Source organism: Pantoea vagans, assembly GCF_001506165.1.
GTDB classification, from domain to species: domain Bacteria; phylum Pseudomonadota; class Gammaproteobacteria; order Enterobacterales; family Enterobacteriaceae; genus Pantoea; species Pantoea vagans_C.
Genome location: NZ_CP011427.1, coordinates 3,764,174 through 3,786,527, shown reverse-complemented (window position 1 = coordinate 3,786,527; position 22,354 = coordinate 3,764,174). Strand labels below are relative to the sequence as shown.

At 54.7% G+C, this 22,354-nt stretch carries 21 protein-coding genes; 14 read left to right on the top strand and 7 right to left on the bottom strand.

Features of this window, described 5'->3' with window-relative positions:
* The first annotated feature begins 18 nt into the window (after positions 1 to 18).
* Positions 19 to 1,452, top strand: coding sequence for a glycogen synthase GlgA (gene glgA, locus LK04_RS17565; protein ID WP_039333965.1), 1,434 nt, complete (start codon positions 19 to 21; stop codon positions 1,450 to 1,452).
* A 21-nt stretch (positions 1,453 to 1,473) separates the two neighbouring features.
* Positions 1,474 to 3,921, top strand: coding sequence for a glycogen phosphorylase (gene glgP / locus LK04_RS17560; RefSeq protein ID WP_039333961.1), 2,448 nt, complete (start codon positions 1,474 to 1,476; stop codon positions 3,919 to 3,921).
* Between the two features lie 88 nt (positions 3,922 to 4,009).
* Here the strand turns inward: glgP and LK04_RS17555 are convergent, their stop codons facing one another.
* Both LK04_RS17555 and LK04_RS17550 read right to left on the bottom strand, forming a co-directional pair.
* Positions 4,010 to 4,567, bottom strand: coding sequence for a DcrB family lipoprotein (locus tag LK04_RS17555; RefSeq protein ID WP_039337516.1), 558 nt, complete (start codon positions 4,565 to 4,567; stop codon positions 4,010 to 4,012).
* Between the two features lie 125 nt (positions 4,568 to 4,692).
* Complete coding sequence (locus LK04_RS17550; RefSeq protein WP_039331738.1) at positions 4,693 to 5,358, bottom strand: 7-cyano-7-deazaguanine/7-aminomethyl-7-deazaguanine transporter; 666 nt, start codon at positions 5,356 to 5,358, stop codon at positions 4,693 to 4,695.
* Positions 5,359 to 5,548: 190 nt separating this feature from the next.
* On the opposite strand from LK04_RS17550, the gene tusA reads away from it, so the two are divergent.
* Positions 5,549 to 5,797, top strand: coding sequence for a sulfurtransferase TusA (tusA, locus tag LK04_RS17545; protein ID WP_039331737.1), 249 nt, complete (start codon positions 5,549 to 5,551; stop codon positions 5,795 to 5,797).
* On the opposite strand, the gene LK04_RS17540 is transcribed toward tusA, so the two are convergent.
* The gene (locus LK04_RS17540) at positions 5,794 to 8,070 is read right to left on the bottom strand and encodes a zinc/cadmium/mercury/lead-transporting ATPase (RefSeq protein WP_039331736.1); all 2,277 of its coding nucleotides are present in this window, start codon (positions 8,068 to 8,070) and stop codon (positions 5,794 to 5,796) included. The genes tusA and LK04_RS17540 overlap by 4 nt on opposite strands.
* A gap of 95 nt (positions 8,071 to 8,165) precedes the next feature.
* Complete coding sequence (locus LK04_RS17535) at positions 8,166 to 8,795, bottom strand: lysoplasmalogenase (RefSeq protein ID WP_039331735.1); 630 nt, start codon at positions 8,793 to 8,795, stop codon at positions 8,166 to 8,168.
* 162 nt (positions 8,796 to 8,957) lie between these two features.
* On the opposite strand from LK04_RS17535, the gene LK04_RS17530 reads away from it, so the two are divergent.
* Complete coding sequence (locus LK04_RS17530; protein ID WP_039331734.1) at positions 8,958 to 9,314, top strand: DUF2500 domain-containing protein; 357 nt, start codon at positions 8,958 to 8,960, stop codon at positions 9,312 to 9,314.
* A gap of 27 nt (positions 9,315 to 9,341) precedes the next feature.
* Here LK04_RS17530 and LK04_RS17525 read toward each other — a convergent pair whose 3' ends face one another.
* Positions 9,342 to 9,611 carry a DUF1145 family protein gene (locus LK04_RS17525; protein WP_039331733.1) on the bottom strand — a complete coding sequence of 90 codons (270 nt, stop codon included), beginning with the start codon at positions 9,609 to 9,611 and terminating at the stop codon, positions 9,342 to 9,344.
* Entirely contained in the window at positions 9,601 to 10,200 is a 600-nt protein-coding gene (gene rsmD / locus LK04_RS17520; protein ID WP_039331731.1) for a 16S rRNA (guanine(966)-N(2))-methyltransferase, read from the bottom strand. The genes LK04_RS17525 and rsmD overlap by 11 nt, the downstream gene beginning before the upstream one ends.
* Positions 10,201 to 10,430: 230 nt before the next feature.
* On the opposite strand from rsmD, the gene ftsY reads away from it, so the two are divergent.
* From ftsY to rpoH, 4 genes are all read left to right on the top strand, one after another.
* On the top strand, positions 10,431 to 12,026 hold the full coding sequence (ftsY, locus tag LK04_RS17515) for a signal recognition particle-docking protein FtsY (RefSeq protein ID WP_039331728.1): 1,596 nt from the start codon (positions 10,431 to 10,433) through the stop codon (positions 12,024 to 12,026).
* Between the two features lie 5 nt (positions 12,027 to 12,031).
* Positions 12,032 to 12,700 carry a cell division ATP-binding protein FtsE gene (gene ftsE, locus LK04_RS17510; RefSeq protein WP_039331726.1) on the top strand — a complete coding sequence of 223 codons (669 nt, stop codon included), beginning with the start codon at positions 12,032 to 12,034 and terminating at the stop codon, positions 12,698 to 12,700.
* The gene (gene ftsX, locus LK04_RS17505; protein ID WP_039331725.1) at positions 12,690 to 13,676 is read left to right on the top strand and encodes a permease-like cell division protein FtsX; all 987 of its coding nucleotides are present in this window, start codon (positions 12,690 to 12,692) and stop codon (positions 13,674 to 13,676) included. The genes ftsE and ftsX overlap by 11 nt, the downstream gene beginning before the upstream one ends.
* A 239-nt stretch (positions 13,677 to 13,915) precedes the next feature.
* Positions 13,916 to 14,773, top strand: a complete 858-nt coding sequence (gene rpoH, locus LK04_RS17500; RefSeq protein ID WP_039331724.1) for an RNA polymerase sigma factor RpoH — start codon at positions 13,916 to 13,918, stop codon at positions 14,771 to 14,773.
* Between the two features lie 117 nt (positions 14,774 to 14,890).
* Here rpoH and panM read toward each other — a convergent pair whose 3' ends face one another.
* A complete protein-coding gene (gene panM, locus LK04_RS17495) occupies positions 14,891 to 15,277 on the bottom strand; it encodes an aspartate 1-decarboxylase autocleavage activator PanM (RefSeq protein ID WP_039331723.1) in 387 nt (128 codons plus the stop codon).
* A 405-nt stretch (positions 15,278 to 15,682) separates the two neighbouring features.
* On the opposite strand from panM, the gene LK04_RS17490 reads away from it, so the two are divergent.
* From LK04_RS17490 to ugpB, 6 genes are all read left to right on the top strand, one after another.
* The gene (locus tag LK04_RS17490) at positions 15,683 to 16,810 is read left to right on the top strand and encodes a branched-chain amino acid ABC transporter substrate-binding protein (protein WP_039331722.1); all 1,128 of its coding nucleotides are present in this window, start codon (positions 15,683 to 15,685) and stop codon (positions 16,808 to 16,810) included.
* Between the two features lie 152 nt (positions 16,811 to 16,962).
* A complete protein-coding gene (gene livH / locus LK04_RS17485; RefSeq protein ID WP_039331717.1) occupies positions 16,963 to 17,889 on the top strand; it encodes a high-affinity branched-chain amino acid ABC transporter permease LivH in 927 nt (308 codons plus the stop codon).
* Complete coding sequence (locus LK04_RS17480) at positions 17,886 to 19,157, top strand: high-affinity branched-chain amino acid ABC transporter permease LivM (RefSeq protein ID WP_039331715.1); 1,272 nt, start codon at positions 17,886 to 17,888, stop codon at positions 19,155 to 19,157. The genes livH and LK04_RS17480 overlap by 4 nt, the downstream gene beginning before the upstream one ends.
* Entirely contained in the window at positions 19,154 to 19,921 is a 768-nt protein-coding gene (livG, locus tag LK04_RS17475; RefSeq protein ID WP_039331713.1) for a high-affinity branched-chain amino acid ABC transporter ATP-binding protein LivG, read from the top strand. The genes LK04_RS17480 and livG overlap by 4 nt, the downstream gene beginning before the upstream one ends.
* A gap of 1 nt (position 19,922) precedes the next feature.
* Positions 19,923 to 20,636, top strand: coding sequence for a high-affinity branched-chain amino acid ABC transporter ATP-binding protein LivF (livF, locus tag LK04_RS17470; RefSeq protein WP_039331711.1), 714 nt, complete (start codon positions 19,923 to 19,925; stop codon positions 20,634 to 20,636).
* 345 nt (positions 20,637 to 20,981) lie between these two features.
* The gene (gene ugpB, locus LK04_RS17465; RefSeq protein WP_039331707.1) at positions 20,982 to 22,298 is read left to right on the top strand and encodes a sn-glycerol-3-phosphate ABC transporter substrate-binding protein UgpB; all 1,317 of its coding nucleotides are present in this window, start codon (positions 20,982 to 20,984) and stop codon (positions 22,296 to 22,298) included.
* Positions 22,299 to 22,354 lie beyond the last annotated feature (56 nt).

Below are 22,354 nucleotides of genomic sequence, written 5' to 3'. Positions count from 1 at the left end.
ACATAATAGGGGTCCAGGATGCAGGTTTTACATGTCTGTTCAGAACTTTTCCCGCTGCTGAAAACCGGCGGGTTGGCTGATGTTGTCGGCGCTTTGCCTCAGGCCCAAATTGCAGGTGGAACGGATGCGCGGGTGCTAATACCCGCGTATCCGGATCTGCGTAAAGGGATCCCTGACACGGAGATTGTTGCGGAATTAAACACTTTTGCCGGGCCGGTCCGTTTATTATTTGGACAATTCAACGGAGTTGGCATTTATTTAATTGATGCACCGGGATTGTATGAGCGCCCCGGCAGCCCGTATCACGATACATCGCAGTTTGCTTATGTGGATAACTATCTGCGTTTTGCGTTGCTTGGCTGGATGGGGGCCGAACTGGCAAGTGGGCTGGATACCTTCTGGCAACCCGATGTGGTGCATGCGCATGACTGGCACGCTGGCTTAACCTGCGCCTATATCGCCGCGCGCGGGCGTCCGGCGAAAACGGTGTTTACCGTGCATAACCTGGCGTATCAAGGGTTGTTCAATGCGCGCCATCTGGATGAGATTCAGATCCCGCGCGCATTCTTTAACATGCATGGGCTGGAGTTCTATGGACAGATTTCCTATCTCAAAGCGGGTTTATTTTATGCCGATCATATTACGGCAGTCAGCCCGACTTATGCTCTGGAAATCACCCGACCCGAATTCGGTTACGGCATGGAATCGCTGCTTGAACAACGTCTGAAAGAGGGGCGGCTGAGTGGCATCCTCAATGGCGTTGACCCCGGAATCTGGGACCCGGCACATGACTTGCTGCTGACGGCGCGTTACGACCGCGACACGCTGGAGAGCAAAGCCGAGAACAAGCGCCAGTTGCAGATTGCCATGGGGCTAAAAATTGATGAGAAAGCGCCGGTGTTCTGTGTCATCAGCCGTCTGACGAAACAAAAGGGGCTGGATCTGGTGCTGGAAGCGTTGCCAGGATTACTGGCGCAGGGCGGCCAACTGGTGCTGCTGGGCCAGGGCGACGCTGAGTTACAACAAGGTTTTCTGGCCGCCGCGGCTGAGCATCCTGGCAGCGTGGGGGTGCAGATTGGCTATCATGAAGCGTTTTCGCACCGCATTGTCGGCGGTGCCGATGTGATCATGGTGCCGAGCCGTTTTGAGCCGTGTGGACTCACACAGCTCTACGGTCTGAAATATGGCACGTTGCCGTTAGTACGCCGCACCGGTGGGCTGGCGGATACCGTGCAGGACAGTTCGCTGGAGAACCTCGCTGACGGGGTCGCAAGCGGTTTCAGTTTTGAAGACAGTAACGCCTGGTCGCTGCTGCGGGCGATTCGACGTGCTTTTGTTCTTTGGTCCCGTCCTTCGCTCTGGCGTTATGTTCAGCGCCAGGCAATGGGGATGGATTTTAGTTGGCAGGTGGCCGCACAAGCCTACCGCGATCTTTATCAACGTTTGCTGTAATCAGAGATTGGGATACTGGATATGAATGCACCTTTCACCTATGCCTCACCCACGCTAACGGTTGACGCACTGAAGCACTCAATCGCCTATAAACTGATGTTTACTATTGGTAAAGACCCCTCGATCGCCAATCAGCATGAGTGGCTGAACGCCGCACTGTTGGCGGTTCGCGACCGCATGGTGGAACGCTGGTTGCGCTCCAGTCGTGCACAGCTGTCACAGGATGTGCGTCAGGTCTATTACCTGTCGATGGAATTCCTCATGGGGCGCACGTTGGGCAATGCGTTGCTGGCGATGGGCATCTATGACGATCTCAATCAGGCGCTGGATGAGATGGGGCTCGACCTCAGCGAACTGATGGATGAGGAGAACGATCCCGGGCTGGGTAACGGCGGTCTGGGCCGTTTGGCCGCTTGCTTCCTGGATTCACTGGCGACGCTCGGCCTGCCAGGGCGCGGCTACGGCATCCGATATGACTACGGCATGTTCAAACAAAACATCGTTGACGGCCAGCAGCGTGAATCGCCGGATTACTGGCTGGAATACGGCAATCCTTGGGAGTTTCAGCGCTTTAACACGCGCTACAAAGTGCGTTTTGGTGGCCGTTTGCAGCATGAAGGGGCGCGCGTGCGCTGGCTGGAAACCGAAGAGATTATTGCGGCCGCTTACGATCAGATCATCCCCGGATACGACACCGACGCCACCAATACTTTGCGCTTGTGGAGCGCCCAGGCCAGCAACGAGATCAACCTGGGTAAATTCAACCAAGGTGATTACTTTGCGGCGGTGGAGGACAAAAACCACTCGGAGAACGTGTCGCGCGTGCTCTATCCCGATGACTCCACCGATTCAGGCCGTGAACTACGCCTGCGTCAGGAGTATTTCCTCGTGTCGGCCACGGTGCAGGATATCCTGAACCGCCACTGGCAGATGCATGAAACCTGGGACAATCTGGCGGATAAAATCGCCATCCACCTGAATGACACGCATCCGGTGCTGGCAATCCCCGAGTTGATGCGCTTGTTGATCGATGATCACAAGTTTACCTGGGACGATGCCTTTGAAGTGACCTGCCAGGTGTTCTCCTACACCAACCACACGCTAATGAGTGAAGCGCTGGAAACCTGGCCGGTGGATATGTTTGGCAAGATTCTGCCGCGTCACCTTAGCATCGTGTTTGAAATCAATGACTACTTCCTGAAAACCATCCAGGAGTATTACCCGGATGACTGGGATCTGATGGCGCGTATCTCGATTATTGATGAGAACAACGGCCGTAAGATCCGCATGGCCTGGCTGGCGGTGGTGGTGAGCCACAAAGTGAATGGCGTGTCAGAGTTGCACTCCAATCTGATGGTGCAGTCACTGTTTGCCGATTTTGCGCGCCTGTTCCCCGGGCGTTTCTGCAATAAAACCAACGGTGTAACGCCACGACGCTGGCTGGCCTTGGCTAACCCGGCGCTGTCGGAGGTGCTGGATGACACCATCGGTCGCAACTGGCGTACCGATCTCAGCCAACTCAGCGAACTGACCCCGCACGTTGATTACCCGGCATTTATTGAGCAGATTAGTGATGCCAAGTTCGCCAACAAAAAGCGGTTAGCGGATTGGGTAGCGAAGAACATGGATATTGTGCTGGATCCGCACGCTTTGTTTGACGTGCAGATCAAACGTATTCACGAATACAAACGTCAACTGCTTAACGTGTTGCACGTTATCACTCGTTACAACCGTATCAAGGCCGATCCCACCGCAGACTGGGTGCCACGCGTCAATATCTTTGCCGGCAAAGCGGCTTCCGCCTATTACGTAGCGAAGCACATCATTCATCTGATCAACGATGTCGCCAATGTGATCAACAACGATCCTCAGGTAAAGAACAAGCTGAAAGTGGTGTTTATTCCCAATTACAGCGTGAGCCTGGCGCAGATCATTATTCCGGCGGCGGATCTCTCTGAACAGATCTCCACGGCAGGTACGGAAGCTTCCGGCACCAGTAATATGAAGTTCGCGCTCAATGGCGCATTAACCATTGGTACGCTGGATGGTGCTAACGTCGAGATGCGCGAGCACGTGGGTGCGGAGAATATCTTTATCTTTGGCAACACCACGCCGCAGGTTGAGAAACTGCGTCAGGATGGCTACAACCCGCGTAAGTACTACGAGGAAGATGCCGAACTGCATCAGGCACTGACACAAATCGCCAGCGGCGTGTTCAGTCCTGGGGATTTAGGGCGCTATCGCAATCTGTTTGATGCGCTGGTGAACTTCGGTGACCACTATCAATTGTTGGCCGATTACCGCAGCTATGTGGATACTCAGGATAAGGTGGACAAGCTTTATCGTCAGCCAGATGAGTGGCAGCGGTGTGCGGCGTTGAACATCGCTAATATGGGGTACTTCTCAGCGGACAGAACGATTCAGGAATACGCTGATGAGATTTGGCATATTTCGCCGGTGAGGTTGTAAGGAGCACATTCTGTAGCGGCGCAATTCATTGCGCGTCCCTTTGTAAGAATACGCGCGATAAATCGCGCCGCTACGGTTGATGCGTGCTCTATTTCAATGTGATGCTTTTCACAATGGCATCAGCATCGCTCTGCGCCTGCTGCTGATTGTCTGCTGGCAGGGTGATCTGCAGGGTCAGCAGTTTGCCATCCACTTTTGCCAGAATCACGGAAGACCATGAGGTCTGATTGTTGGCAGAAATCACCGTATCCAACTGCTGAGCTGGCTGGTCTTTCAGCGTAATGGCTTTGTTAGACACCACTTGCAGCTGCGGGTCGCGATTGCGTTGCTGCTGCTCCAGGCGCTGAGAGAGTGCATCCAGCGCTTCGTTGGTGGGATCGCCGGCAATCACGATAATCGCGCGCTGGCCGGTTTCATCGGCGTAAACGTGCATATTAGTGGATTCCGAGCCGAGTTTGCCGCTCTTATCAGACATGCCCGCAGGCAGATTGAAGCTTAGCTTGCCGTCCATCAGGTTGACGGTCTGAGCGGACTGACTGGCGCTGGCACCGTTACTGCCTGCTGCCGCATCATCTTTCTTCTGGTCACAGGCCGCGAGACCCAACACCAACAGACCAATACCCGCATATTTCACTAAATTACGCATTCTTTTCCCTTTATTGATTCCAGTCTGGTGCTTTCCATCCGCTATAAAAACGGAATCGGCGGTTAAAAGCAACCGCCGTACTGTCAGGAAATCTTAGCGCGCTGCGGCGTTTCGTCTATGTGCAATTAGCCGAAATTCATCTGGCGCTGTGCAGAACGTTCAGCCAGGCGTTTCAACATGCTGTTAAGCAGTACACCGTACGCGGGCAGGAAGAAAATCATGCAGATCAGCACTTTGAAGCTGTAATCCACCATGGCAATCTCCACCCAGTGGGCTGCCATAAACGGGTCTGGACTCTTATAAAAAGCGATGAAGAAGAAGGCCAGCGTATCGCTGATATTACCGAGGAACATGGCGGCTGCCGGGGCGATCCACCACTGGGGTAAACGACGCAAACGGTTAAAAACGTGGACATCCAGAATCTGACCCAGCGCATAAGCCATAAAGCTGGCGCTGGCGATACGGGCGACAAACAGGTTCACCTGTTCCAGTGAAGCCCAACCCTGCCATTCTCCCTGATAAAACACACAGGAGACCACATAGGAGATAAACAGTGCCGGGATCATCACCGCCAGAATAATGCGACGGGCTAAAGGCGCGCCAAAAATGCGCACGGTGAGGTCGGTAGCGAGGAAAATAAACGGAAAGCTAAACGCGCCCCAGGTGGTGTGGAAGCCGAAAATCGAGACCGGCAGCTGTACCAGGTAGTTACTGGAGGTGATCACCAGCAGATGGAATAGCGATAGCCAAAACAGCGCATGCATGCGCTGACGTGCAGAAATATCAATCATTGTGAGCCTTTTTAATGTAGGGGTGAGGGAACCCATAGAGCCGAGCTGTACAGCCATAAAATGAAAACGGCGGCATCTTAGCGCGTTGCGCAATTTAAGCAATGGTTAATTTTAACGCAATCGTTATCGCCTTGCGCTGGAGATTGAGCGCGCTAGAATGAGCGCCCACCACGAACAAAGACAGAGAATCATGAGCGATCCCTTTTCTGCGCCGGACCACACGCTTGATGCTTTGGGGTTACGCTGCCCTGAGCCGGTGATGATGGTGCGCAAAACCGTACGCACCATGCAGGCGGGTGAAACCCTGCTGATCATCGCTGACGATCCCGCTACCACACGCGATATACCGGGATTTTGCCGCTTTATGGAACACCAGTTGCTGGCACAGCAAACGGAAACGCTGCCGTACCAGTATCTGATTCAGAAAGGCCAGGCTTAACGCTGACGCAGCAGCCGCAGTGCGTTAGCCGTGACTAACGCCGTGGCGCCGGAGTCTGCCAGCACCGCTAACCACAAACCGGTGAAGCCGAGCAGTGTGGTGATCAGGAAAATCCCCTTCAAGCCGAGCGCAATCGCAATGTTCTGACGAATAATGGCGCGCGTGCGGCGTGCCAGTAATACCGTGCGCGGTAACAACGTCAGACGGTTTTGTGTTAAGGCGGCATCGGCGGCTTCCAGTGCCACATCGGTGCCGCTGCCCATCGCGATGCCCAACGTTGCCGCTTTCATCGCGGGTGCGTCGTTAATGCCATCGCCGACCATCGCCAATGACTGCGCTTCACCTAACTTGCGTACCGCCTCGACTTTATCGGCGGGCAGCAGCCCAGCGCGATAATCGATGCTGAGTTCAGCCGCAATCGCCGCCGCGGCTCGCGGGTTATCGCCGGTCAGCATCAGGCTTTTGATACCTAACGCTTTCAACTGCGACACTGCCGTCATCGCCTCTTCTCGCAGTTGATCCTGCAAGGCCAATGCGCCGAGCACTGTCTGTTCTTGCAACAGCACCACCACCGTCTGGCCTTGCGCTTCTCGTTGCGCAATCAGTTGTTGCTGATCGTCAGTGAGAACATTGACATCGCGCGGGGCCAGAAGCTGATAACTCACTCCATCAACCCGGGCGCGGATACCGCTTCCGGCCAATGCTTGTTGATGTTGTGCTTGCGGTAACGCCAGTTGGCGACGTACGGCTTCACGCACAATCGCCAGCGCCAAAGGATGGCTGGAGCCTTGTTCAACGGCAGCCGCCAGGCTGAGCAGCGCGTTCTCTTGCTGTGTGCCGAAGACATCTATCTGTGTGACCTGGGGTTTGCCTGCAGTTAAGGTGCCGGTTTTATCGAAGGCCATGGTCTGGATGCGGCTCAGTCGCTCCAGTGCCGCACCGCCCTTAATCAGCGCACCCTGTCGTGCCGCGGCGGCTAAACCAGAGGTGATCGCCGCCGGTGTTGAAATCACCAGGGCACAGGGGCAGCCAATCAGTAGCAACGTCAAACCTTTATAAATCCACGGCAGCCATGCAGCACCCGCCACCAATGGCGGCAAAAGCATCACCATGAGTGCCAGCAGCATAATGGCGGGGGTATAAATGCGGCTGAAGCGATCGATAAAGCGTTCAACCGGGGCGCGATGGGTTTCGGCCTCTTCAATCAGTTGCAGAATGCGGTCAATGGCACTTTGGCCCGGCTGGGAGATGACTTTCAGGGTCACCAGACGATCTACGCTGGTGGCACCAGCCATCACCGTTTCACCAGGCTGGCGCACAACTGGCACAGATTCACCAGTTAGCGCGCTTTCGTCAAAGCTGGCGCTGAGGTTCAGTAGCTCAGCATCGGCCGGTAAACGCCCACCAGCGGCGACTTCAATCTTGTCGCCGGGGTGTAAGTCTTCCAGCGCCACCTGCTCACGCTGCGCGCCATTCACACGGGTGGCGGTAGCAGGGCGCAGGGCCATCAAGGCGGTTACGCCCCGACGCGCACGGGTGGCGGCATAAGATTCCAGACGTTCACCCAGTTGGAACAGCATCAGCACCATGGCCGCTTCAGCGTGGGCGCCGATCAACAGTGCACCGGCGGCAGCGAGGGTCATCAGGGTTTCGATGCTAAAGGGCGAGCCACCGCGCAGCAGTTTCCAGGCGCTGCGGGCAATCGGTGCCAGGCCAATCAGCGTGGTCACCACGAACAGGCGATCGCCCCATAGCGGTGAAATCTGGCTGAGCAGCCAACTGGCCAGCATCAGCAGCGCCAGCACGACGAGGGCAGCATTTTCGCGCCAGCGGTTAGGTGCAGCGGTCTGCGCTTGCGGATCGTTTGAAGTGAGCGTAAAGCCGACATTTTTCACGGCTTGCTCTACGGCTGAGCGAATATCCTGGTCGGCACCCACGACCAGTTTTTCACTGGCGAAAATAACGCGGGCTGCGCTGACCTGCGGGATCTGTTGTACCGCGCTTTCAATTTTGCGCGCACAGCTGGGGCAATCCATGCCGGCGATTTGCCAGCGGAACTGATGGGAAGAGGAGCCGGGCCTGTCGCTTTCGGCGTCGCTTTCACCGCCAGGGCTGGCGCTGTCGTTGTCGCAGCAGCCGCAACCATTTTCCGGTGTGGCGGGCAGGGCGGCAGAGATTTTCAGCGTGGTGGGCGATGCGCTGCGAATGGCGCACAGCGGTTGAGGCTTGCTATGGGATTTCCCACAGCGGCAAGAATGAGTATGTGCGTGCATGTGACCTCCGGTATCAGGTGCGGGCCACTGCCCGCAACCTGAATGCTACACTTTGGAGTCCACTCCAGAGTCAAGCGTTAAAGGTCATTATTTCTTCAGTAGAGCCACAGTGAGCGCACAATCATAAAGTGACCGGCAAAGTAGCAGGCGGCCACAATGGCGCTATCAGCACTGAAACGGCGGCGATAATGACTGATAAACCAGACAATATTGGCCAACAGCAATAGTCCTGCACCCACTAGCAGCGAAAAGCTGAAGTCAGTCGGGCGGAAGAAGTAGTTTTCCGCTGCCATCCAGTTCATCACCAGCGTCATGCCAATCAGCGTACAGATCGGCCAACGCAAATCTTCGAGTTTTGACCAGATGATGCCCATCACCACGGCACCTATCACCAGCAGGGTCACCGGGATCGGCCAGAAGAAGCTCATGGTCATGTGGGCGGCAAAGCTGATGGTATACAGCAGGTGTGACAGGAAGAATGCGCCCAGCGCATAGAGCATTTGCTGACGTGGCAATAACGTCAGCGCATCGCCAACCAATGTGGCAACCAGCCCAGCGAGGATCAAATAGTCGGTGGTGTTGAGCGTTGGTGCCTGCCAGGCCCAAGCCACCAACAGCAGTAAGGTGACGGGTTTGAACAGCCAGCGCTGCCATTGCGGGCCACGGTACGAAGCATCAACGTAGAGCCAACCGGAAAAAAGTACGGCAAGAAAAGACCAAAGCATGTTTTCTCCCTTTTCTGAACACGCAGCTCAGAGTATTGAATTTTCCCAAAATCGCGATCCCAGTGTAAGTTACCGGCGGCGAATGTGACAATCGGTCAACTCTGGTTGTATGCTTTGTCGTCTTTATTTGTTCTATTATCAACGCAAAGCACGAGAGAAAACATGAGCAAACCACCGCTACTCTTTTTTATCGTTCTGGCGATTATTGCCGTTTTGGCGACCCGTCAGTTTATCAAGCAACGCCGTGAAACTGCGGTCAATGACGCTTCCCCGGTTCGTTCTCTCAGCGTGGAAGTCAAAACCAAACGTGAGTATCCGTCGCCCAATCGCCGTTCACGCCAGCGTGAAGAGATTGTGGCTGAAGACATGAAGTATGAAGCCCTGTTTCATCCGCTGAATGGTGCAAGTGACATCAAAGTGGTGGTCAGCGCCAACGATTATCATCAAATCGATAAGGGTGCGAAGGGGGAGTTGAAGATGAAGGGCAGTCGCTTTGTCAGCTTTACCCCCGCGCAATAAAATCGGCCGCGATGGCGGCCGATTTCTCTACATCTTTGGATAATGCTTCTTCTGCCACGCCAGCAGTTCAAACACGCCGAAAAAGAAAATCTTCGCCTGCGTTGCGCCACTGAGCTTCGGTGCTTCTTTAGGCTGGGTCGCGCGCAGTAATACCAGCTGCAAGCCATGCATAATCACCATGAAGAACAAGGCAACATGGACAAAGTAACGCAGCGGCGTCGGGAAAGGGTGCACCAGATTCAACAGTAAAAAAGCCCAGACGCAAATCATCAGTAAACGTCCCAGATTAAGCCACATCGTGCGTCTCCTGTTGGCGTTGATAAAGGCGATAGGCGACCTGTCCGGCAATCTTCTCGCGGTATAAATCCCAGTTGGCGGGTGCCACCGGCGTGCCATGCTCGACTTCACTCTCTACGTAAATTAGCGCGTTCTCTGCCAGCCAGCCGTTTTTTTCAAGCAGCGTCAATGTTTCCAGCAATAGTCCTTTACGGAACGGCGGGTCCACAAACACCACATCAAACGGCTCGCCCGGCTGATTTAGCCACTGCAAAGTGTTGGTCTGCACCACAGTACCTTGAGTTGCACGCAGTGTTTGCAGGTTCTGCGACAGCTGTTGCGCCACCGCTCGTTCCATTTCAAGCAGCGTGGCAGAGGCGGCATAGCGTGACAGCGCTTCCAGTCCGAGCGCGCCGCTACCGGCGAAGCAGTCGAGGCAGCGTGCTTCCTGAATATCGGGGGCCAGCCAGTTGAACAGGGTTTCGCGTACGCGATCGGTGGTCGGGCGTAAGCCAGCGCTGTCAGGCACCGGTAATTTGCGACCGCGCCACTGCCCGCCGATGATGCGGATTTGGCCAGCAGCGCCACTGCTGCGGGGTGATTTACTCATTTCGCTCACAACTCGTCATAATTTGTTGCGTAGTTTAACGGGCGCAGCAAGGAGAAGAAACGTAAAAAAGGGTGCTGTGGTGCGCTGGCTGGAAAGTGTTAGACTACTGAGTTGATATGGCGCGCGTAATTGCCTGATTTTTACGCGGCTCGTGCGTCAATAATTGAATTTTTTATCCCCTGGGAACAGCGTGCAACCGGGAATAAGCCATCGAGGAGTGTGGTTACACAATGGCAAAAGAGAAAAAACGCGGCTTTTTTTCCTGGCTAGGCTTTGGCAAAGAAGAAGAGACGCAACAGCCTGCGGAAGAGCAGCAGCAATCGACCGATGTCGCGCATGAGCCCATCGCTGAAGAGAGCGCATTAGCAAGCGCCGAAGCGCAGGCCGAGGAGACGGTTGCCGTCACTGAGCAGGTTGCCGAAGCGCAGCAGGCGCCAGTGGAAGAGCCTGTTGCCGAGCCGGTTGTCGCGATTGAAGAAGCGGTGCTGCCTGAAGCGGAAGTGCAACCCGACGTTGTGCCTGTCGAAGAAGAACCGCAGGCCGAAACGCTGATTGTTGAAGCACCCGTTGAGCCTGTGATTGAACCGCAACAGCCTGTTATCGAAGCACCCGTTGAGCCGGTGATTGAACCGCAACAGCATGTTATCGAAGCGCCGGTTGAGCCGGTGATTGAACCGCAACAGCCTGTTATCGAAGCGCCGGTTGAGCCGGTGATTGAGCCGCAACAGCCCGTTATCGAAGCAACGGTTGAGCCAGAAGACGACGCGTTAAGCGACGAGGAGCTGGAAGCACTGGCATTAGCGGAAACCTATGCCGAAGATGCGGAAGCCGAAGCGCAGGATACCGTCAGCGATCTGCCGCTGGCCGCGGCGCCGATTGTCACGCAGGAGCAAGAGCGCCCAACCAAAGAAGGCTTCTTTGCCCGCCTGAAACGCAGTCTGGTGAAAACCCGTGAAAACCTGGGCTCTGGGTTTATCGGTCTGTTCCGTGGCAAAAAAATCGATGACGACCTGTTTGAAGAGCTGGAAGAACAGCTGTTGATCGCTGATGTCGGTGTGGAAACGACGCGCCGCATCATCGCCAATTTGACGCAGCAGGCGAATCGTAAGCAGCTGCGCGATGCAGAAGCCTTGTACGGCCTGCTGAAAGCCGAAATGGCCGGCATTCTGGAAAAAGTTGACGAGCCGCTGGATGTCAGTGGCAAAACGCCGTTTGTTATCCTGATGGTCGGCGTTAATGGCGTAGGTAAAACCACCACCATTGGTAAGCTGGCGCGTCAGTACCAGGCGCAAGGCAAATCAGTGATGCTGGCGGCAGGTGATACCTTCCGTGCAGCTGCTGTTGAGCAGTTGCAGGTGTGGGGTCAGCGTAACAACATTCCGGTAGTGGCACAGCACACGGGCGCGGACTCCGCCTCGGTGATTTTTGATGCCATTCAGGCCGCTAAATCACGTCAGGTGGATGTGCTGATCGCCGATACCGCAGGTCGCTTGCAGAACAAAGCGCACCTGATGGAAGAACTGAAGAAAATCACCCGCGTGATGAAGAAGTTGGATGAGGATGCGCCACACGAAGTGATGCTGACCCTCGACGCCAGCACCGGGCAAAATGCGGTAAGCCAGGCCAAACTGTTCCATGAAGCGGTGGGCTTAACCGGCATTACCCTGACCAAGCTTGACGGCACCGCGAAAGGTGGCGTGATCTTCTCGGTTGCCGATCAGTTCGGTATTCCGATTCGCTATATCGGTGTCGGGGAAGGCATCGAGGATTTACGGCCGTTCAAGGCCGAGGACTTTATTGAGGCACTGTTTGCCCGAGAGGAATGATTGGGATGATTCGCTTTGAAGAGGTCAGTAAGGCTTACCTGGGAGGACGTCAGGCGCTGCAGGGGGTGGATTTTCATCTGCGTCCCGGTGAAATGGCGTTCCTGACCGGCCATTCCGGCGCGGGGAAAAGTACCTTACTGAAGCTGATTTGTGGCATTGAGCGCCCGAGCGCCGGGCAGATCTGGTTTAGCGGCCACGATATTTCGCGTCTGCGTCACAGTGAAGTGCCTTTCCTGCGACGTCAGATCGGTATGATTTTCCAGGATCACCACTTGCTGATGGATCGTTCGGTCTATGACAACGTGGCTATCCCGCTGATTATCTCCGGTGCCAGCGGTGAGGACATTCGTCGTCGCGTGTCGGCGGCGCTGGATAAAGTTGGCCTGCTCGACAAAGCGAAAAGTTATCCGATCCAGCTCTCAGGCGGTGAACAGCAACGTGTTGGCATTGCGCGTGCGGTGGTGAATAAGCCGGCGGTTTTGCTGGCGGATGAACCGACCGGTAACCTCGACAATGCGCTGTCAGAAGACATTCTGCGACTGTTTGAAGAGTTTAACCGCGTAGGTGTCACGGTGCTGATGGCAACGCATGACACCGGGCTGATTGCACGGCGGAATTACCGCCTGATGACGCTGAATCAGGGACGTCTGCACGGAGGCCACGATGGTCAATAAACGCAATAAGCGCCCAGCAGCGCCAAAAGCGACGAAGCAACCTTCGAAAAGCAAGGCGTTAAAAGGTGGCTGGCAGGAGCAGTGGCGTTATGCGTGGCGCGGTACGTTATCGGATATGTATCGCCAGCCGCTGGCCACGCTGCTGACGGTGATGGTGATCGCCATCTCGCTAACGCTGCCGAGCGTCTGCTACATGGTGTGGAAAAACGTCAGCCAGGCGGCCACGCAATGGTATCCCGCGCCGCAGCTTACCGTGTATCTCGACAAAGCGCTGGACGATAGCGCCGCCGAGAATGTCACCGCTGAACTGAAAAAGTTAGATGGCGTGGATAATGTCAATTATCTGACGCGTGAAGAAGCGCTGAATGAGTTCCGTAACTGGTCCGGCTTTGGCGGCTCAATGGACATGCTGGAGCAGAATCCGCTGCCTGCTGTCGCCATTATCACGCCGAAGCTCAATTTCCAGAATTCAGACACCATGGCCAATCTGCGCGATCGAGTCGCGAAAGTGCAGGGCGTTGATGAAGTGCGTATGGATGACAGCTGGTTTGCTCGCTTAGCCGCTTTAACCGGGCTGGTGGGGCAAATCGCCTCGATGATTGGCTTGCTGATGGTGGTCGCGGTGTTCCTGGTGATCGGCAACAGTGTGCGACTCAGCATTTTCGCCCGCCGCGATACCATCAACGTGCAAAAACTGATCGGTGCCACCGACGGCTTTATTCTTCGTCCGTTCTTGTATGGCGGTGCGCTGCTCGGTTTCAGTGGCGCGGTGTTGTCACTGATCCTCTCCGAGGTATTGGTATTGCGCTTGCAGTCCGTGGTGGCGCAGGTCGCCTCGGTGTTCGGCACCACCTTTGTTTTGGAAGGTTTTTCCTGGGACGAAGGACTGCTGCTGCTGCTGATCGCCGCCATTATCGGCTGGATTGCCGCGTGGTTAGCGACTGTACAACATTTACGCCGATTTACGCCGCAGTAACCAACAGCAACGTTTTTTGATATACTCTTCCTCTGCTGCCGACGATCTGGGAGCAGAGGACTCTTCCTGTTTCTTCCGCCGTCATCTGTGTGTAAAATATTCACTGCTAATATTGAACTTGTGGATAACTTTGTCGTCCAAGTAGCACAGATTGCTTTTGGTTTTTTCGCGACGTTGACATAATGTAACGTCTGCGCAAGGAACTGTGCAGCAAGTCCATTGAATTTGTGAGGGTTTGAATGACCAAAGAAATGCAAACTTTAGCGATTGCGCCTCTGGGTAACCTGGAATCATACGTCCGGGCTGCCAATAACTGGCCGGTATTAACGGCAGAAGAGGAGAAGGCATTAGCGGAGAAACTGCATTACCAGGGCGATCTGGATGCAGCTAAGACGCTGATCCTGTCTCACCTGCGCTTTGTTGTTCATATTGCTCGTAACTACTCCGGTTACGGCCTGCCACAGGCTGACCTGATTCAGGAAGGTAACATCGGCCTGATGAAGGCGGTGCGTCGCTTCAATCCTGAAGTGGGCGTGCGCCTGGTGTCGTTTGCCGTGCACTGGATTAAAGCAGAAATTCACGAATACGTACTGCGTAACTGGCGTATCGTGAAAGTCGCGACTACGAAAGCACAGCGTAAGCTGTTCTTTAACTTGCGTAAAAGCAAGCAGCGTCTGGGCTGGTTTAACCAAGACGAAGTGGAAATGGTCGCGCGCGAGCTTGGCGTGAGCAGTAAAGACGTGCTCGAGATGGAATCTCGTATGGCCGCGCAGGATATGACCTTCGATATGTCTTCAGATGACGAAGCAGGCGAAGGCAAGCCGATGGCTCCGGTGCTGTATCTGCAGGATAAAACCTCTGACTTTGCTGATGGCATTGAAGAGGACAACTGGGATGCACATGCCGCAGATAAACTGAGCGATGCGATGCTGAGCCTTGATGAGCGTAGCCAGCACATCATCCGTGCCCGTTGGCTGGATGAAGAGAACAAAACCACGCTGCAGGAACTGGCCGATCAATACGGCGTCTCTGCTGAGCGCGTACGTCAGTTGGAAAAGAACGCCATGAAGAAACTGCGTATGGCGATTGAAGCCTGATAAGCGTCAGGTGCAAAACGGGGCGACCAGCGGGTCGCCCTTTTTTTTGCTCGACAGTCGCCATAAATGGCGACCCTACACTCATCCCCCGTAGGATGCGCATTAATGCGCACCAGGTTAACGCACCCAACCGTCCACTTGCGCACGAAAACCACAGGCCTGCATAAACGCAGCGCGGATCTCCTGATCGCTCTCGCCATCATTGGCAATCCACCAATTCGCGACTTCGCTGTTCTGCGCGATAGTGTCTTCCAGCAGATATTGCCCCACGCCACGACGGCGTGTGACTTCACGCACATTCAGCTGCGAAATCTTCCCCTGCGTCCCACGCATCTCCAACTGTAACGCCGCTAGCAGGCGATCGTTAAAGCGGGCGGCGTACAAACGCTGCGTCTCGCTTAATGCGGCTTCCAGTTGCGCAATATCGATCTGCGGCCAGACTTTAGCTAAATCCAACCGATCCTGTGGCGTCAGTGCGGTGATCCGCTGAATAGTGAGCTTCATTACCCTTACCTGTACTGGCAGAAAGGCCATAGTGTAGCGAATTTAGACAGTCAGCGTGCTGTCACTTTTTTGCGATGAAAATAGGTCAAATGCCAGCCTGTTTGCCAGGATTGTGGAGTAAGCAATCAATGATCGTTGAAAAAGCCAGCATAACACGCTGGGTAGCTGGCTAAAAACCGGCCATAACAACCAGATGATTCTGCTGTTCAACGCGACTAATTCTAAATATGTCAGTTGATTTACAGAAGAAAGTTCCTGTTTAATAACCTGAAAAATAAAGCCTTATTACCAATAAATGCCAGAAAAGAGCGCTAACTCATTATTCTAAAATCAGTTTTCCTCTTTGACTGGCAGAAAATAAACCAATCACAACAGACACACGACACAACAGATGGGGAAGTACGCATGAAAATGAGTAAAGGACGCGCATTACTGGCGGGTTGCGTTGCGCTGGCGTTGAGCCACGCGGCACTGGCTAAAGACATCAAAATTGCCATCGTTGGCGCAGCAACCGGCCCGGTTGCCCAGTACGGTGACATGCAGTTCACCGGTGCAGCGCAGGCGATCAAGGACATTAACGCCAAAGGCGGTGTTAATGGTGACAAACTGGTTGGCGTGGAATATGACGATGCCTGTGACCCGAAACAAGCGGTTGCAGTGGCCAACAAAGTGGTTAACGACGGCATCAAATACGTTATCGGCCACCTTTGCTCTTCTTCGACTCAGCCTGCTTCTGACATCTACAATGATGAAGGCATTCTGATGATCACCCCAGCCGCCACCGCTCCTGAGCTGACGGCGCGTGGCTATGCTGACGTACTGCGCACCACTGGTCTGGATTCGGATCAGGGGCCAACCGCAGCGACTTACATCCTGAATGAAATCAAACCAAAACGTATCGCTGTGGTGCACGACAAGCAGCAGTACGGTCAGGGTCTGGCGGAATCGGTGCAGAAAACCCTGAAAGCCAAAGGCGGCAACGTGGTGTTGTTTGAAGGTATCACCGCCGGTGACAAAGATTTCTCTACGCTGATTGCGCGTCTGAAGAAAGAGAACGTCGATTTCGTTTACTACGGCGGCTACTACCCAGAGCTGGGACAGATTCTGCGCCAGGCGAAATCAGCAGGTCTGAACGCGGGCTTTATGGGGCCAGAAGGTGTGGGCAACGCATCACTGTCTAACATCGCGGGTGATGCCTCTGAAGGCCTGTATGTCACCTTGCCGAAGCGTTATGACCAGTTGCCAGAGAACAAGGCGATTGTTGAGGCGATCAAAGCCAACACTGCATCTAACCGCAAAGATCCAACCGGTCCGTTCGTCTGGACCACCTATGCCGCCATTCAGTCACTTGTGGCTGGTATCGAACGCAGCAAGAGCGACGAGCCAGATGCGATTGCTAAAAACCTGAAAGAGGGCGCTGCGGTTCCAACCGTGATGGGTAACCTGAACTGGGATCAGAAAGGTGACCTGAAGGGCTTTGAATTTGGTGTCTTCAAATGGCACAAAGACGGTTCTTCTACCGCCGTTAAGTAATTACCAACCTTAAACAGATTGGCCCTCTCTTTTACCGGAGAGGGCTGGGAGAGGGACAGCGCGCACGGTTTTGATGGCTCCCGCGTATCTCCCTCACCCTAACCCTCTCCCAAAAGGAGAGGGGATTTTTAGTCCACATGCAGGTCCTCACTATGTCCGAGCAGTTTCTCTATTTCATTCAGCAGATGTTCAACGGGGTGACCCTCGGGAGCACCTACGCGCTGATCGCCATTGGTTACACCATGGTTTACGGCATCATCGGCATGATCAACTTCGCCCACGGCGAGGTGTATATGATCGGCAGCTATGTCTCCTTTATCGTGATTGCCGCCCTGATGATGATGGGTATCGATACCACGTGGCTGATGATTGCCGCCGGTTTCGTGATGGCGGTCATTATCTCCAGCGCCTACGGCTGGAGCATCGAGCGCGTGGCCTACAAACCGGTGCGATCCTCGAAGCGCTTGATCGCACTGATCTCGGCTATCGGGATGTCGATCTTCCTGCAGAACTACGTCAGCCTGACGCAGGGCTCACGCGATCTGGCACTGCCAAGCCTGATCACCGGCCAGTGGAAGCTGGGCGAAAGCAACGGCTTCGCTGCCACACTCTCCACTATGCAACTGGTGATCTGGGTGGTGACGTTCCTGTCGATGCTGGCACTGACGTTGTTCATCCGCTATTCGCGCATGGGGCGCGCCTGTCGTGCCTGCGCAGAAGATTTGAAAATGGCCAGCCTGCTGGGTATCAACACTGACCGTGTTATCTCACTGACCTTTATCATTGGTGCCGCGATGGCAGCGGTAGCCGGCGTGTTGCTGGGCCAGTTCTATGGCTCCATCAACCCATTTATCGGCTTTATGGCCGGGATGAAAGCCTTCACCGCAGCGGTACTTGGTGGTATCGGCAGTATTCCGGGCGCGATGATTGGCGGTCTGGTGCTGGGTATTGCTGAAGCACTGACGTCGGCTTATCTGTCAACGGAATACAAAGATGTGGTGTCTTTTGCACTGTTGATTGTGGTGCTGCTGGTGATGCCAACCGGGATTCTGGGCCGTCCGGAGGTGGAAAAAGTATGAAGCGCCTCGGTCTGGTTAACGCCGTTATCTCCACGGTGATGTTGTTAGTGCTCGCCACCTTCTTTATGGGAGTTCGCCTCGATCTGGATGGCACCAAACTGGTGGTGGCCAACGCTGGCGCCGCGCGCTGGAACTGGATTTTCATCGGTTGTGCGGTGGTGTTTGTCTTTCAGTTATTGCGTCCACTGTTGCAGGGCAAGTTTAAACGCAGCGGCAAAGGCTTTGTTTTACCCAGTTTTGATGGCTCCAACGCCAAACAAAAAGGGCTGATGGCGTTGATCATTGCCGCAGCGGTGATTTGGCCGTTCCTCGTCTCACGCGGCAGTGTGGATATCGCCACGCTGACGCTGATCTACGTGATGCTCGGTTTGGGCCTCAACGTGGTGGTCGGGCTTTCCGGTTTGCTGGTGCTGGGTTACGGCGGCTTTTACGCCATCGGTGCCTACACCTTTGCCTTGCTGAATCACTATTACGGTTTCGGTTTTTGGGAAAGCCTGCCGCTGGCAGGAATAGTGGCGGGTGCCTTTGGTCTGATGCTGGGCTTCCCGGTGCTGCGCCTGCGCGGGGACTATCTGGCGATTGTGACGCTCGGTTTCGGCGAGATCGTCCGTATTCTGCTGCTGAACAGCACCTCGCTCACTGGCGGGCCAAACGGTATCGCGCAGATTCCCAAGCCCAGCCTGTTTGGCATTGAATTTGGTCGTCGCGTCAGTGAAGGCGGCTGGACCACCTTCCATGAGCTGACAGGGCTGCAATACGATCCCAACCATCGTGTGATTTTCCTCTATCTGGTGGCGCTGCTGCTGGTGGTGGTGACGCTGTTTGTGATTAACCGCTTACTGCGTATGCCGCTGGGTCGTGCCTGGGAAGCACTGCGTGAAGATGAAATTGCCTGTCGCTCGCTGGGCCTCAGCCCAACGCGTATCAAGCTGACGGCATTCACCATCAGCGCGGTGTTCGCTGGTTTTGCCGGTACGCTGTTCGCCGCGCGTCAGGGCTTTGTCAGTCCGGAGTCTTTCACCTTTGTTGAATCGGCCTTTGTACTGGCGATTGTGGTATTGGGCGGCATGGGCTCTCAGTTTGCGGTAATCCTTGCGGCGGTGCTGCTGGTGGTATCACGCGAGCTGATGCGTGATTTGAACGAGTACAGCATGCTGGTGCTCGGTGGTTTGATGGTGCTGATGATGATCTGGCGTCCGCAAGGCTTGTTGCCGATGAAGCGTCCACACCTGAAGTTAAAAAGCAGTAAACAAGGAGAGCAGGCATGAGTCAGCCTTTATTAGCCGTTGAAGGCTTGATGATGCGCTTTGGCGGCCTGTTGGCCGTCAACAATGTGGCGCTGGAACTGCACCCTCAGGAAATCGTGTCACTGATTGGCCCAAACGGTGCCGGTAAAACCACGGTGTTTAACTGCCTGACCGGTTTTTACAAGCCGACCGGCGGCACCATCAAACTGCGCGACCAGCCATTACAGGGCCTGCCGGGCCAGAAGATTGCGCGCATGGGCATCGTGCGTACTTTTCAGCACGTGCGTCTGTTCCGTGAAATGACGGTGATCGAAAACCTGCTGGTGGCGCAGCATCAGCATCTGAAAAGCGGCGTATTCTCCGGTCTGTTCAAGACGCCAGCGTTTCGCCGTGGCGAAAGTGAAGCCCTGGATCGTGCCGCGACCTGGCTGGAGCGCATTGGTTTACTGGATCTGGCTAACCGCCAGGCGGGTAATCTCGCTTACGGTCAACAGCGCCGTCTGGAGATTGCGCGCTGCATGGTGACACGTCCTGAAATCCTGATGCTGGATGAACCGGCTGCAGGACTTAACCCACGTGAAACGCATGAGCTGGATGAACTGATTGCCGAACTGCGTGGCGAGCACAAGGTCTCGGTGCTGTTGATTGAACATGATATGAAGCTGGTAATGGGAATTTCTGACCGCATTTATGTGGTCAATCAGGGCACACCGCTGGCTAACGGCACGCCGGAAGAAGTGCGCAACAATCCGGATGTTATCCGTGCTTATTTAGGTGAGGCGTAATATGGCAAACCCAATTTTAACTTTGCAGGGTGTCAGTGCCCATTACGGCCCGATTCAGGCGCTGCATAACATTAATCTGCACATCAATCAGGGGGAAATTGTCACCCTGATTGGTGCTAACGGTGCGGGTAAAACCACGCTGCTCGGCACGCTGTGCGGTGAGCCACGCGCCACCAGCGGCACCGTGGTGTTTGATGGTAAAGAGATTACTGACTGGCAAACCGCCAAAATCATGCGTGAAGCGATTGCGATTGTGCCAGAAGGCCGCCGCGTGTTTTCGCGTATGACAGTGGAAGAGAACCTGGCGATGGGCGGTTTTTTTGCCACGCGTCAGCAGTATCAGGAGCGCATTGAACGCGTTTACCAACTGTTCCCCCGGTTGGCAGAGCGTAAAGTGCAGCGTGCGGGCACCATGTCCGGTGGTGAGCAACAGATGCTGGCCATTGGCCGCGCGTTGATGAGCCAGCCGCGTTTACTTTTGCTAGATGAACCTTCTTTGGGCTTAGCGCCGATTATCATTCAGCAGATTTTCGACACTATTGAGCAACTGCGTAAAGAGGGCATGACCATCTTTCTGGTGGAGCAAAACGCCAACCAGGCACTGAAGTTGGCCGATCGTGGCTACGTACTGGAAAACGGCCATGTAGTGCTGGAAGACAGCGGAGAAGCGTTGTTGTCCAACGAAGCCGTCCGTAGCGCTTACCTGGGTGCCTGAAATACTATCATGGCTGCATAGATCCGTAGCGGCGCAATTCATTGCGCTTCCTGCAAACGCGCGATGAATCGCGCCGCTACAATAATGTGCGCGCTGTCCGCCCGCAATCTGACTGTGCCGCCGGCGGTCTGATTGAAGGTGCGGTTTGAATGTAACGCCGACGGTCCGAACACAGTGCACGAATTTGAGATAATTCGTGCCACTTAAAACTTTCTTATGCGCTTTTACCTCGTCACATTCCCGTCATAATCCTGTTATTTTTCCGTCATTTCCTCGTGTCATGTTACTTCGCGAACAAAAAAATGCGTGATATCGCGCGTACCTAACAAGCACAGGAAAAAACTTATGTCCGCTTTTACGCTTCGTCCCCGCCTGATGAGTGTGTTGCTCGGTCTGGCGCTCAGCGGTAATGCGCTGGCTGCTACAGACATTCCTTTCTGGCACTCAATGGAAGGCGAGTTAGGCAAAGAAGTCGATTCTCTGGCACAACGTTTTAACCAGGCTCACCCAGAATACAAAATCGTACCGACTTACAAAGGTAACTATGAGCAGAGCCTGGCAGCGGGTATCGCTGCTGTGCGTACCGGTAAAGCCCCGGCTATTCTGCAGGTTTACGAAGTGGGTACGGCAACCATGATGGCGTCTAAAGCCATCGTTCCGGTGCATGACGTGTTCAAAGACGCGGGCGTGCAGATGGATCCAAAACAGTTCGTGCCAGCCGTTGCGGGTTACTACAGCGACAGCAAAGGCCAGTTGATCTCTCAGCCCTTTAACAGCTCTACCCCAGTGCTGTACTACAACAAAGACGCCTTCAAGAAAGCAGGCCTGAACCCAGACCAGCCACCGAAAACCTGGCAGGAACTGGCGAAAGATGCCGATGCCCTGCGTAAAGCCGGCATGACCTGTGGCTACGCCAGTGGCTGGCAGGGCTGGATTCAAATCGAAAACTTCAGCGCCTGGCATGCACTGCCGGTTGCCACCAAGAACAACGGCTTCGACGGTACCGATGCGGTGCTGGAGTTCAACAAGCCGGTGCAGGTGCGTCACATCCAAATGCTTGAAGACATGAACAAGAAGGGTGATTTCACCTACTTCGGCCGTAAAGATGAGTCTACAGCCAAGTTCTATAACGGCGATTGCGGTATCACCACCGCCTCTTCAGGTTCTCTGGCGGATATCAAACACTACGCCAAGTTCAACTTCGGCGTAGGCATGATGCCATACGACTCAACCGTGCCAGACGCACCGCAGAACGCCATTATCGGCGGCGCGAGCCTGTGGGTGATGAAAGGCAAAGATGCCAACACCTACAAAGGTGTAGCAGAGTTCATGAAGTTCCTGGCACAGCCAGAGATCGCAGCGGAATGGCACCAAAAGACCGGTTATCTGCCGATCACCACTGCAGCGTATGAGCTGACCAAACAGCAGGGCTTCTACGACAAGAACCCAGGTGCAGACATTGCCACGCGTCAGATGCTGAACAAAGATCCACTGCCGTTCACCAAAGGCATGCGTCTGGGCAACATGCCACAGATTCGTACCATCGTGGACGAGGAACTGGAAGGCGTGTGGACGGGTAAACAGGCACCACAAGCTGCACTGGATAACGCAGTGAAGCGCGGAAATGAACTGCTGCGTCGTTTTGAACAGCAAGTGAAGTAATTCCGTTGTCTCGGGGCTGGCGCGTGGCGTCAGCCCCGATTTCTCTTTGGCGAGTC